Source organism: Brevibacillus formosus (assembly GCF_003013405.1).
Taxonomy (GTDB): Bacteria; Bacillota; Bacilli; order Brevibacillales; family Brevibacillaceae; genus Brevibacillus; species Brevibacillus formosus.
The window spans coordinates 49,848-63,134 of sequence record NZ_PXZL01000004.1; the positions used below are offsets into that span (position 1 = coordinate 49,848).

The 13,287-nt window shown below is 48.3% G+C and carries 9 protein-coding genes; 2 read left to right on the forward strand and 7 right to left on the reverse strand.

The genetic code is table 11. The features are described 5' to 3' along the window. Nucleotides 1-35: 35 nt before the first annotated feature. The 3 genes from C7R91_RS04855 to C7R91_RS04865 form a co-directional block, all read right to left on the reverse strand. Nucleotides 36-1,211, reverse strand: a complete 1,176-nt coding sequence (locus C7R91_RS04855; RefSeq protein WP_047071739.1) for an anti-sigma factor family protein — start codon at nucleotides 1,209-1,211, stop codon at nucleotides 36-38. Next, the gene (locus C7R91_RS04860; RefSeq protein WP_083995126.1) at nucleotides 1,208-1,756 is read right to left on the reverse strand and encodes an RNA polymerase sigma factor SigX; all 549 of its coding nucleotides are present in this window, start codon (nucleotides 1,754-1,756) and stop codon (nucleotides 1,208-1,210) included. The genes C7R91_RS04855 and C7R91_RS04860 overlap by 4 nt, the downstream gene beginning before the upstream one ends. Nucleotides 1,757-1,858: 102 nt before the next feature. Further along, entirely contained in the window at nucleotides 1,859-2,569 is a 711-nt protein-coding gene (locus C7R91_RS04865) for an AAA family ATPase (protein WP_047071738.1), read from the reverse strand. 96 nt (nucleotides 2,570-2,665) lie between these two features. Between C7R91_RS04865 and C7R91_RS04870 the strand changes: the two genes are divergently transcribed. Next, complete coding sequence (locus C7R91_RS04870) at nucleotides 2,666-4,090, forward strand: L,D-transpeptidase family protein (RefSeq protein WP_047071737.1); 1,425 nt, start codon at nucleotides 2,666-2,668, stop codon at nucleotides 4,088-4,090. 146 nt (nucleotides 4,091-4,236) lie between these two features. Here C7R91_RS04870 and C7R91_RS04875 read toward each other — a convergent pair whose 3' ends face one another. From C7R91_RS04875 to tkt, 4 genes are all read right to left on the reverse strand, one after another. Then, nucleotides 4,237-7,554 (reverse strand): collagenase, encoded by a 3,318-nt coding sequence (locus C7R91_RS04875; protein WP_047071735.1) that lies wholly within the window; start codon nucleotides 7,552-7,554, stop codon nucleotides 4,237-4,239. Nucleotides 7,555-7,858: 304 nt separating this feature from the next. Beyond that, entirely contained in the window at nucleotides 7,859-8,209 is a 351-nt protein-coding gene (locus tag C7R91_RS04880) for a hypothetical protein (RefSeq protein WP_047071733.1), read from the reverse strand. 101 nt (nucleotides 8,210-8,310) lie between these two features. Then, nucleotides 8,311-10,827 carry a transglycosylase domain-containing protein gene (locus C7R91_RS04885; protein ID WP_047071732.1) on the reverse strand — a complete coding sequence of 839 codons (2,517 nt, stop codon included), beginning with the start codon at nucleotides 10,825-10,827 and terminating at the stop codon, nucleotides 8,311-8,313. 168 nt (nucleotides 10,828-10,995) lie between these two features. Next, nucleotides 10,996-13,002 (reverse strand): transketolase, encoded by a 2,007-nt coding sequence (gene tkt / locus C7R91_RS04890; RefSeq protein ID WP_047071731.1) that lies wholly within the window; start codon nucleotides 13,000-13,002, stop codon nucleotides 10,996-10,998. Between the two features lie 129 nt (nucleotides 13,003-13,131). Between tkt and C7R91_RS04895 the strand changes: the two genes are divergently transcribed. Then, a complete protein-coding gene (locus C7R91_RS04895; protein WP_236697919.1) occupies nucleotides 13,132-13,287 on the forward strand; it encodes a hypothetical protein in 156 nt (51 codons plus the stop codon).

The following is a 13,287-nucleotide window of genomic DNA, read 5'->3' on the forward strand; positions in this document are numbered from 1 at the left end:
AGGAAAACTCTGCGAATACCCCATTATTTGTTTACTTATTTCAGCCGATTTGCAAAATCCAACAGCCCATCTGCGCTCTTTTCACTGCCTTCCAGCATGTGAATCTGTCCATCCTGCTGCCACATCAGATGCGCATTGTATTTACCTGTGATCAGCATTCCGTTTTGACCATTCACTTTTACTTCCTTCATCTTGCTCTCGCCGTCTGCCATGTATGGTACCGGGAGTGTATGCTGCCAGTCTTCGATGCTAATCATCTGCTTTTTCACTTGATCCGGAATGAACGGCAGGGCCAAGAGTGTCTCACGAAGCTGTGCCAGATCGACTCCCTCTGGTGCGCTTAGCTCAGGAGCGCCTACGACAAAGTAGCTAATATTATCTTTTCCGACAAGCATCCTGACCTGCTGCATCTGTGGAATCTTCAAGGAGAAGCGTTTGCCACTCAGTTTTTCATCAAAGCGCGCCTCTACTTGCAATTGCGCCAGTAGCTTGTTTGCACGATCGGCATCGATCTCCATGTGCATGGTAAAAGGAGATTGGATGTCTACACTATCCACCGTGACGTCCTGCGGCAGCTGTGGCAGCTTCACGCCAGCCTTTTCAGCGGATTCCTTGTTGTTGTAATAGTAGCTTCTTTGCTCAAGTTTCTCTTTATCGTTTTTATCCATCCAGATTTTTCCGATACCAGGCAGTTCCGTCTCGCCCCAATTGCCGTTTGCGATCCATTGCTCCAGCTCTTGCATATCTTCTTGCGTCACTTTGACGAATTCAACTTTATCCATGCGGAAAATGGACAGAAAATCGTTCGCTGCTGCTTGTACTTGGGGGAAAGACAGGGACACAGCCAATACTGCTGCTGCCGAAGCACCTGTCACCCATCTTTTTGTTTGCTTGTTCATCTGATTCCAGCTCCTTCTGATTGTTGCTCGTTTTGTTATCGTTTGTCTTTCTTGTGCATATGTGTCAGTCGTTTTCTCGATGGATTGCGAAAATCGCTGCCACGCTGCTTCCGTATTGACCCTCACATCGTGTGTCTCGGAAAAAGCATGCTCCATCTTCTCACGTGTCCAGCTATCCAGCGCGGATAGTTCATCCAGCTGTGTACGGCAGGTTTCACAGTACTCCAGATGAAGCAGGAATTGCTTACTTTCTTTTGAACTGCACTCACCGTCCAAGAACGCCTGGACAAAGCCTGTATCGGCACATTTCATTCTTCTTCCCCCCTCATCCGGCCATAGATGGTACGAAATTTACTTTTCGCTCTCGCAAGGAGTGTTCCCACCGAGCTAATCTGCGTACCAGTCGCTTTCGCCAACTCCGCATAAGGAAATCCGGAATATTTCATGACCAGCAAGGTCCGTTCCCGCTCGTCTAGCTCCTCTAGCACATCGCGGACGATACTCTGGGACTCTTTTGCAAGCCACATCTCTTCTGTAGAAGGACTGACGTGTTCTTGCTCGGATGCACTTCGCTCTTGTCTTGCGTACCGGCGTTTTTCTGAACGAAGATAATTGTACGCTGCGTAGAGTGCGGACTTGGACAGCCATGCCGGGATATGTTCGATCACCGAGCGATCCGTATGGTAAAAGGAGAGAAATACATCCTGGGCAATATCTTCTGCCGTTTGTTGATCTTTCACAATTCGCATGATCTGTCGGACCACAAACGGATAATAGGTCGTAAACAATTGTTGAAAGGAATCTGTATGATCCTCTACTCGAGCATGGTTCATCACCAGGTTTGCTTGCACCTCCACTGGAATTCCTCCTTCCTGCGTGCGCCATTGACAAATGCCTCTACTGCTTCGTTCATCTAATAGAAACCGCCAAGGCGATTTTTGTGACAGGAAGAATGAAAATTATTTTTCATCTAAAAATAGATCGGGCTTCTCCAGGAAACGGCGCGTCAATTGATAGTGCTCCGTATCTCGATAATTCACCTCTTGTACCGGCGATTCATCAAAATTGAGGATAGTCGCCCCGGGATAGCCCAATAGAATCGGCGAGTGCGTCGCAATGATAAATTGTGCTCCTTCTTCTACCAAATCGCGCATCACGTACAAAAAAGCGATTTGACGCTTCGGTGAAAGAGCAGCCTCGGGCTCATCCAGCAGATAGATTCCCCTGCCGTTGAAGCGATTGGCAAACAGCGCGAAAAATGATTCTCCGTGCGACTGCTCATGCAGCGAGCGACCGCCGTAGTTTTTATAGCTTTCAGAGCCCATCTGATCGATATGGCTGGCAAACTGATAGAAGCTCTCAGCCCGCAAAAAAAAGCCATTCGTTATTTTGGGCAGCCAGGAAAGACGTATGTAGTCACCCAGACTCGCCTCCGAGCGATGCACTTCATAAAAATTATTCCGCGATCCGCCAGCCGTATGGAAACCACATTGATAGGCAACAGCCTCAAGCAACGTCGATTTACCTGAGCCATTCTCTCCTACAAAAAATGTGACGCTGCTCGCAAGCTCGATCGCTTCCAGCTTACGCAAGGAGGGCAGGTGAAACGGATATTCTTTCGTGTTCGGAAAATCCTCTCTCAGCAGCTTGATCGTTCGCAAATAAACCATTTTTGACCTCCACTCTCATTATTTTCCCGACTCCCGCCGATACATCCTTATAAGGGCGCCTTTTTGAACGCTCATTTATTTGGGGGAGAAGTATCCGTGGACAAGGTTTCCTTTCTTCAGGAAAAAAGTACATTTCATATGAAATATCCGGATCAGAGCGACCTCGCCTTTTACCGGTGGTATACGACGCAGTATCCAAACGAAGCCATCGGCTGGTTTCACCTTGGCCAAGAACGAGAAGCACAAGGAAACCGGGAACAGGCTCTCGAAGCGTACAGGCGTGGCCTTGTATCCAAGCAAGGCTCGTATTACAACGAGACGCGTGACGCTTATCAACGACTGCTGCGGGAGCGACAACGCAATTCCTTGGGCAATCGAACGCGTTTACTCTTGGCTTCACTTTTGTTTCTCTATTTTCAATTCGCTTTTTCTCCCGGACCGTTGAGGGATGCGTCCTCCAAGACAATGCCGCAGGCTGCCAAACAGCCCGTACCGACACCTGGTCAAGCACAGCCACATGTAGAGGTCATTGCAGTTCCTCCTACACTTAGTGCGCGTGAGCTATCTGAACAGGTCCGGCGCTATGTAGAGTCCCGGCGTCCTGCTCTGACGCAGCCTTTTACGGTGATGGTTGTCCCAGAAGTACCTGGTTCGCCGTTGTTCCGTCCTTTGCTGTTTTATCAGCCGCGTGAAGTCCGAGGCATCGTGCGTTACAATCCGACAAGTCGGACTGTTCTCAGTGAAAAATGGTGGGATAAACCTGTGCAATTCGAACGAGAACCGGCACTTGCAACAAGTAAGGGAGAACTCACGGATGAGCAGCTAACCCTCCAGCATGTACTGATCTTGCGAAACGCCTTGTATCGCTATTATCAGCAAACGGGTACGTTGCCTGCCCAGCTGTCTGATCTGGCTGGCGCTTATCCAGGCAATTATTTGCCGCAAATTCCAGTACCGCCAAAGAGACTTTTGTTAAAAAGCTATCCGTATCATCCCAAAGCCTTCTTGGCAGGGTCCGCATGGGACAGCTTGCGCAATGTGCTGCCGCTTCCCGGCTATCCGGAGCCCGTGGCGCCTTTCGAACCGTTACAGCTTCACTTGACTACCTCGACACATACGATGAAGCTCATCAGCGGGTCCCATCTGGTACGCAGCTATCCCGTCGCCATAGGTAAAAACGGTTCTACACCCGAAGGCTACTATACCATTCAGAAAAAAATCAATCAGCCCCGTGGACATGACAATATTTATGGAACGAGGGGCATGGTCTTTCAGGAGAACGGGTACGCCCTCCACGGGACAAACCATCCAGAGAGCATCGGCTCATCTGTTTCGCTCGGATGTGTTCGCTTGTACAATGCCGCTGTAGAAGAACTGTACACCTTTGTTTCATTGGGGACAGAATTCATTATCTCGAATGCCCCGTCCTCTGCCCAGCCTTGGAGCAACCCAGCTCCATTCGTTCTCCCGGCTGGTCCTGAGGAAGAGACGCCAAAAGTCATTTACAATTGGCTCCATTGATTTTTTAGGCTCCGTAAAGAAAAGACGTGCGGAACGCCATCCCGTTACGTGCTGATTTTTACCAGACGCTTATCAAACGAAAAAAAGCCCTTCTATCCCTAAAAAAACAAGGGATAGAAAGGGCTTTTCTTCCTATGAATGGGGGATTACTCTGCGTTCACGATAACTTTGTACGGAATCTTTGTGTTGTTAGTATTGTAGACTAGCAAGTAATATTTCCCTGGTTTTGCCTCAAATTCTCCCGTCAGTTTCTTACCTGCGTTTTCGGGATAGGCGAAATACGTTTCGAGATCATCTTCATGAAACACCACCCAGTTTAAGCCTTCGTCCTTCTCGCTACTTACCGTAACTTGAACGATCCCTTCCTCTTCAACCTGAATGATGTACGTGTCCTTGACATCTGTACGATCGGTTTGACCACTTAGCTCTTCGCCAAACTGTAGCGCATTAGCGTCATCGAATGAATTGTTCGGCTCCGTTTCGGTTGCTTCTGTATCTTCTTCTGGCAATTCCGCGGTTACTTTGTATGGAATGGTTTCACCGTTAAAGTTGTACACGGACAAATAATAGGTGCCCGGAGTTGCTTCAAACTCACCGGAAAGCGTTTTTCCTGAGGTTTTGGGGTAAGCGAGATAATTATTCAGATCATCCTCGTGGTGGACGACCCAGTTCAAACCAGTATCATGCTCACTTGTTACGTTGATTTTCACTGTTCCTTTCCCCAATACGTTCAAGGCAAAAATGTCCTTGTCGTCTTGTTTGCTTGTTTGACCATTCAACACCACATTGCTTTTCAATGGATTAGCCTCTGAAAAGCTGTTGTTTGGCTCCTGTTCCTTTTCCCCGATTTCTCCACCCTGCTCCTCGATCGTGATCGTCATCGATTTCGCAGCAACCGCTCCTTTGTCATCCGTTACTCGCAGCTTCACGGTATATTCTCCCTGATTTTCGTAGACATGCGCAGGATTGGCATCGCTGCTGCTTGTGCCATCTCCAAATTCCCACAGATAGGATGCGATGCTGCCATCCGGATCGGAGCTTCCGTTACTGCTGAATGCAACCTCCTCGTTTACAGCCGCTTTTGACGGTCCGTTCATGACAATAACAGGCGGCTGGTTCTCACCATCTCCCTGTTCTGGAAGAACCCCATGGAACGTGACATCATATTCAAACTGATTGGACGCATTAACTCTGTAGTTGGTGAAGTAGGCGGTTACGGTTTTGTAGCCGTTCCATGGGCGGGAAGAAAGTGTAGTTAGAAACTCGTCTGTCATGCGACTCATCGTTCCCCAATCTTGCTTCTCCCCTTGTGCCTGCGTACCCGTGTACGTCCCTGTTAACGTAAAGGTTTGGAATAACTCTGAATCGTGCTTGTTTGTAGACACATTTTGCAATCCAGTAACCTCTTCAATTTCCCGGAAAATTTCTGTACTTGCTTTGGGGTCTGGCTTGACCAGATAATCATCCGACACCAGCGGCACGGTCAGATCCGGATAGCTGTCTACCAGCGATTCCATTGTACGGCGGTAATCCCGATTTAGCTCGGAATCATTACTGAGCGTACGGATTAACTGGTCATAACCATCCACGTTATTGGCCTCTATGTAATCCATGATATCGTCCAGCTTGTTCCAGTCCTCTTTCATCATGTGATACTGCAAGGCGTATGAATACGTATAAAAGTCCCATGTGCCGTAGCGTGCGTGCAAAGTTTGAGACGCCGTATACCAATTGTCCTGTCCAAAACGAATGAGATTGCCGACCATGGATTTTCGTGGCAGAACACCTGTTGTTCGCGTGGAGCCTGCAAAGAGTTCTGCTCCTCCTTCTTCAAACCACGATAGTCTCTCGTCTCTGTAAATCGGTCCTTCATTCCACAAGCCAGGTATAGCGTAGCGCCCTTGCAAATAGTGCGTGAATTCATGGCGGAACAGCTCTTCCAGTGTGTACGTGCTCTGCTGCGGTGTTCGCTCGTAGGTGAAGAAAGTTCCCTTCCCCTCGATATACATGCCCCCGTTGTCCGTTTCATAGCCGTACAGGGGATTATTCATCTTGTACTCTGAAGGACTATTGTAAAGGACAATGGTCAAAATATCGTCGGGGTTCCCTTCTTCCATCGGTTCATCTCGTCCTGCCATCCGATGAAACTGAGCTTTTACCTCTTTTGCCGCCCAATATAACCGTTTCACTTTTTCTTCTGTGACATCTCCGCCTGTTTTCATGACAATGCTTCCGTCATCAAACGTATATTCTTTGGGCAGATATTTTTTCATGGCATCCTCACGAATCATGTTGAACTGGATGTCTCTTCCCTGCGCATCTTTTCCGCCATAGACCGTCTGGATCAGCTTCGCTGCCTGCATATACTGAAGTCCCACATACGGATAAAGCTCCAACGCTTCTGTGAGGACCTCGTTGCCCTTATTCGGATTGGAATGGTATTCTCCCAAATACGCACTGTGATAAAACCCATTGTCGAGGACCCATTCTTTCGCTTCATCCGTATCGCCATGCAAGGCGAGATTTCCCAGCTCGTTCAGATACGTATCGATTTTGCCGTAAAACTCCTGTTGCTTGGTTGGTTCATCTACTCTCCACATCAGAATATAGCTAATCTGGCTCATGATACGAAAAACAGCATCTCCCGCACTCCGCTGCGTAATGAAAGTATCCATTTGTTCTTCGTATTGACGGATGATCGGGGCAGCTTTCTCCACGAGGGAAGCGCTTACAAAAGTGTTTCCGATAAGTCCGCCAAATGCACCTACCACCTCATTTTGAGCATCTGTCCCTAATTTGAAATTCGGATTGTCTGCAATGGCATGCAGAGCAGGGAACACTTTTTGATGCTCGCTTCTCTGATTGAGATAGGATAATTCCTGATGGTAGTAGCCGAGGTAATATCCAGAGCGAAGAACCTCAACCAAGGTGTCAATTCCTTTAGAATCGCTGCTGGAGTATTGTGTGCCTCTGACCTGCAATGCGTCAATGATGGCCTGAACGCGCTGGCGATCGTTGTAAAAGGCATAAGAATCGGGGGTAAAATCAAATAGTTCAGGAATCTGCTCCCAGTTGACCGTCACCAACACATTGACTAATTCGTCGTAGCTGAGCTTGTTCAAATCGGACATCGTGTACTTTTCGGCATTTGCCTTCATGCTCCGCTGCTGTTCGTTAGAAGACTCTTGCTCCTCTACACTCCAGGTCGGCTCCACCGGATGCGGATATTCTCCTGCTTCGTCAATGGATTGATGCTGAAACGAGGTGACTGGGTCCAGCTTACTCTCCACATATTTTCCAGAAGGCGGAACGTTTTGACTCCCATCCCTACCGAACGCACTCGAATAATCCTTGGCTGCCAAGGCTTGGGCAGGACTACCAACCGTCCCCAATAGAAATGATGTCGAGAGAAGGACACCAGCCACCATGCGGCCTGTGTGTACCGTGCGACTCTTTTTCTTCATGAATGAGCAAACCTCCTTTGAATGGTAACCGTATTTTCGTTTGTTGCGAGGATGCCGTATCTCGTTTTGTGCAGCTTCACCTTCTCTCCATTTGGAATGAAATAAAGTACACACTATTAGAAATGCAAGTATGGTGCCAATACATATAACAAAAGAGAAGACCAAAAATGTATACATTTATTTACATTAATACATAAACATGTATGAAACATTAGACACGGTTACTTTCGTAAATGAGTCTTGCTTAACGCACGCAAAAAAGCGCGTCCCCCAATGGGAACGCGCCATGTTTTTACAATCACATTTATTTTTCTTCTTCCAATTCCCTCATCGATTCTTCTTGTTCTTCTTCTGAGTTCCAATAATCGAGCACTTTTCCTTGGAGAACCTTGCCTTGAATGAATTCTACCTGCTGCTCACTGAAATCCTCTGTCCACTCAATACCCAATTGTTCAGCTAGACGTACGATAGTCAACAGTTCTGACCAAGCCACGTAGCGTTTGTACCAGAAGAACTGTGGCTGCTCGTTCATGTATGGGTAAAGATCATCGAAATCGGTGTGTTTACAGTCAAGTGCTCGCTCAAAATTCACCTTGGTTTGGCGTAACTGTTCTTTGAAAAATGTGGGTAGATCCCTTTGTGCGTAGCTAGACATGGACTGTCCCCCCTGTCTCCCGATTTAATGGTATTGTACCACGTGAAAGAAGTTGTGCAAATAGTCGAATCGGTTTTGAATCGTTCTTGCTGGGCTAATCTTTAGCCGTTTGAAGCATCTGGGAACTGGTTCTGCCCCTCTTCTTGTGGAGGTGGCGGTAATTGAATTTCATTGGAGGAACCATTTGTCTGACCAGGTACTTGATTCCCGATGTCCGGTGGAACCTCACCTGTTCCCGGATTTGGCGATTGACCGCCATCTCCATTATTTGTATGCTCACCAGTTCCTTCTGTACCTTGGTCAGGTGGAATTTCACCATTGCCATTCTCAGTACCATTTGGATTTTGTCCCTGATTGTTGCCTTCCTCGTTATGACCTGGATCTTGATTAATCAGATTCTCCAGCTTCTTGGAATCGATTGGGACTATTTTTGAAGGTGTGCCTTCCTCGCCTTGTGCATTTCGTGGAACGACTTGATACTGATACTGTTTCGGACTATCCAGCACATCTACATAAGAGGTTTCCTTCATACCCGCAGAGATGAGTTTTCTCTCGCCGTTTTCGCTAATGCGGTACAAATCGTACGTATTGCCATCAGCTCCACCGATCCAGCTAAGAACGACCATCAATTTATTGGTACTGGTATCCAATGTCATGTCTGCAGCCAATTGGATTTCCGGTTCAACTTCCTCTTGTTTATGTTGTACGACGCCTTCTGGTCGTACGAAATCCGATGACGGCACTCCTTTTAAGGCTGTTGCCAACACTTTGGAGAACATTTGCGCCGTCATGCTACTTCCTTGGTGCATCAAATGCTGTTTATCCTCTGGATCGAAGCCCATCCAGACTGCACCGACGTATTCCGGTGTATAGCCTACAAACCAAGCATCCTTGTTTGCTTTGCTATCTCCTGCAATCGATTGCGTCGTTCCTGTTTTACCAGCAACGTGACGGCCAGAGATCCGTGCCGCCTTCCCTGTACCTTCCTGAACCGCTCTCTCCAGCATTGTATGAACTTCCCAAGCTGCTTCCGGCTTCAATGCCTCTGTTTGTTGCGCCTTATATTCGCGTACAACACCCTCTGCCTTGTTCTCGACCTTAGTAATCGAGTGCGCCTCGGACACTACCCCTCCATTTACAAATGGAGTATACGCCTGAGCCATTTCCATCGGAGAAATACCTACATCCAATCCCCCAAGGGCAATGGCCAGGTTTCGGTCCTTCGGAGTCAGCTCAATGCCGACTTTCTTCAGGTATGCCAAGCTTTCTGATACACCAATTTCATTTAACAGCCATACAGGCGGGATGTTTGCAGAGTCGATCATCGCCCTGCCCATACTTACTGTTTCAGTGTAGCGGTTATTGTAGTTGCGCGGCTCATAGCCGTTGAAGCTTTGCCTTTTGTTGCTCAGCTGCGAATTCGAGTTCCATTTGTTGATATCTTTATTGATTGCTGGAGCGAACACGGCAATCGGCTTAAAGCTGGAGCCCGGCTGACGCTTCATGTCTGTCGCATAGTTAAAGCCTTTTGGCGCATAGTTGCGTCCGCCCATCATCCCGGCAATTCCGCCCGTTTTCGCGTCGATGACAATCATCGATGATTCTACACCGCGCTTGGCGCCGTCTTTCGGGAAGTTTTTGGCATTGGCATATTCCTCTACCATGGCATCCTGTACTTTCGGATCGAAGGTCGTGTAAATGTTCCAGCCTCCGCGGTACAGTTCTTCTTCTGTCACGCCGAACTTGGCTTCGGACTCTCTCAACATATTGTCAAAAAACGCGCGATAGCCTTTTTTCAAGCTCGCACCAGCCACTTCATGCGCTTTCGTAGGCAGCGCCTCCGCTTGAGCTGCCTCCTTTTGTTCATTGGTAATAATGCCTTGCTCATACATAAGACGTATAACAGTGTCTCGACGCAGCTTGGCTTTTTCCGGATTGTTAAATGGTGAATAGGTGCTCGGTGCTTTTGGAATCGCCGCCAGCATCGCTGCTTCCGCAACGGTAACATCGCTCGCCGACTTACCGAAGTAAAATTGGGACGCATCCTCAACCCCGAATTCCCCTTCGCCCAAATACACGCGATTCAAGTACATCTCCAAAATTTGATCCTTGGAATACTTGCGCTCCAAGCCAATCGCAATACTCATTTCTTTTGTTTTGCGCCAGAATGTTTGATCTAGGGTGAGAAAGACGTTTCTTGCCAGCTGTTGGGTAATCGTACTTCCCCCTTCAGCCAGCGATCCTTTTTTGATGTCATTGACTATGGCGCCACCGATCCGAACCATATCGACGCCCTTGTGTTCGTAAAAACGCTTATCCTCAACCGCGAGGAAAGCATTAATCAAAACTTTTGGCATTTCATTGATCGGCTTGTATTCACGGTTCTTTTGACGAATCAAGCTCGTCATCTCTACTCCGTTTTTGTCGTATATGACCGTTGGTTCTGCTTTCAAGTCCTGTAATTTCTGTACGTTTTCCTCAATCATCCGGTCTCCCGCATACAACAGGGCGAAGTAGCCCCCAATCACACTAAGGAAAAGGAAAATTGCAAACGATACGGCAATCATCAGCAAGTTGTTCTTTTTCTTCTTGACTTTCTTCTTGGCCTTTGCTGCCATTATTTACCTCCTGGTTTTCTCTCTCCCCCACATCTTATATAGACGGCACGATTTCAAAAAAGTTTCTGTTTTGGATTGTAGTCTATCATTCCATATTGAAGCTCGTTTGTCACTGGAAAAGCCTATCTCCTGAAACAGAAGATAGGCTTTTCCTAAAGGTTTACGATTTTATTTCAGCAATTTTTCTGCTTCAGCCACGACATTTTCTACCGTGAATCCGTATTCCTTCATGATTCGCTCACCTGGTGCAGATGCGCCAAACTGATCGATTGCGATGACCGTACCGTTATCGCCAGCGTAACGCTCCCAGCCCATTGGAGAGCCCATTTCTACCGCCACACGTGCTTTTACAGACGGCGGAATCACAGCGTCGCGATACTCTTTCGGTTGACGCTCGAACAGGTTCCAGCTCGGCATGGAAACAACGCGTGTTTCAATACCTTTCGCGAGGAGTTGCTCACGCGCCTGCATCACGAGGGATACTTCAGATCCAGTTGCGAGCAGGATGAGCTGCGGGTTGCCGCTTGGCGCGTCCGCGAGAACATACGCACCTTTGCTCACGCCTTCTGCCGCTTTCTCGATAGTCTCTGGCAGGACTGGCAGGTTTTGACGAGTCAGTACCAGTACAACTGGCTCATCTGTACGGGATACAGCATATTTCCAAGCCTCGTTCGTCTCCACTGCATCAGACGGACGAAGAATGGTCAAGCCAGGCATCGCACGCAAGGAAGCGAGCTGCTCAATCGGCTCATGCGTCGGTCCGTCTTCACCAACTGCGATCGAGTCATGTGTAAATACATAGACAACTGGCTGCTTCATCAGTGCAGAGAGGCGAATTGCCGGACGCAAGTAGTCGGAGAACACGAAGAACGTACCGCCGTATACTTTTACGCCACCGTGGAGAGCCATACCGTTGAGGGCTGCACCCATGGCGAATTCGCGAACACCAAACCAAATGTTGCGGCCATCGTAAGAACCTGGCAGGAAGTTGCCCGCTTCTTTAATCACCGTGTTGTTGGAATGTGCCAAGTCAGCAGAGCCACCCAGGAAGAATGGAACGCTGTTTGCCAATGCATTGATCGCATTACCGGAAGCAACGCGCGTCGCTAGCTTTGCGCCAGCTTCATACGTCGGCATATGGTTGTCCCAACCAGTAGGAAGATGACCTTCCTGTGCAGTCGTAAATTGCAGCGCCAGTTCCGGATACGCTTTTGCGTAAGCAGCAAACAGATCGCGCCAAGCAGCTTCTGCTTTTTCACCGGCATCAGCCAAGCCTGCATAGAAATCCGTCACTTCCTGTGGTACGTGGAACTCGCTTTCATGGTGCCACTCGTAGTTTGCTTTTGTCAGCTTCACTTCGTCTTTTCCAAGCGGAGCGCCGTGAGAAGAGCTGGAGCCGCCTTTGTTCGGGCTTCCGTATCCAATGACGGTTTTTACTTCGATCAAGGTAGGACGATCCAAGTCTTTTTTCGCTTCTGCGATAGCCGCGTCAATAGCAGCCAGATCATTGCCGTCTTCTACGCGAATGTATTGCCAACCATACGCTTGGTAGCGACCCGCTACGTTTTCAGAGAAGGAACGGGAAAGCTCGCCATCCAGAGAGATATCGTTCGAATCGTAGAGCACGATCATTTTGCCCAGTTTCAGGTGAGCAGCCAGGGAAGAAGCCTCGCTGGATACACCCTCCATCAGGTCACCGTCGCCGCAGATTACGTATGTGTAATGGTCAACGATGTCAAAATTGTCACGGTTGTAAACAGCTGCCATGTGCTTTTCAGCCATTGCCATACCGACAGCCATCGCGATCCCTTGTCCCAGTGGACCTGTTGTCGCGTCAACACCCGCCGTGTGCCCAAACTCAGGGTGACCAGGAGTTTTGCTGCCCCATTGACGGAAGTTATGTAGGTCTTCCAGTGAAACATCGTATTTCATCAGATGCAACATCGAGTATAATAGCATAGAGCCATGTCCTGCTGAGAGGACAAAACGGTCACGGTCAATCCATTTTGGATTGCTCGGATTTACTTTCATAAAGCGGCTCCACAGTACATGTGCCATAGGAGCTGCACCCATCGGCATTCCCGGGTGACCGGAATTCGCCTTCTCGATGGCATCAATCGCCAGCGTGCGGATGGTATTAATGGATAGCTGATCAACAGACGTATGCTGAGTCATCTCGCAAAATCCTCCCTGCGTTTTCTAGAAATTACTACCGAGAATCAGGTAAAAACACACTGTGCCATTATAGCATAGTTCCCATTCATAATCATGTTCGCTTTGCATGAATTAAGGAGGTCTTTTTCAATGAATTGGCTGTATCTTACTATCGGGATCGTTTTAGGTGTTGCTGGGATTGGCATGCTGCTCTTTGCCATGACAAGTTCGCCTATTTTGAAAAAGAACAGACTGGAACGCCGGAGACAGGCTGCCGAGAATCATCGCCCGGAAGAATATCATTAA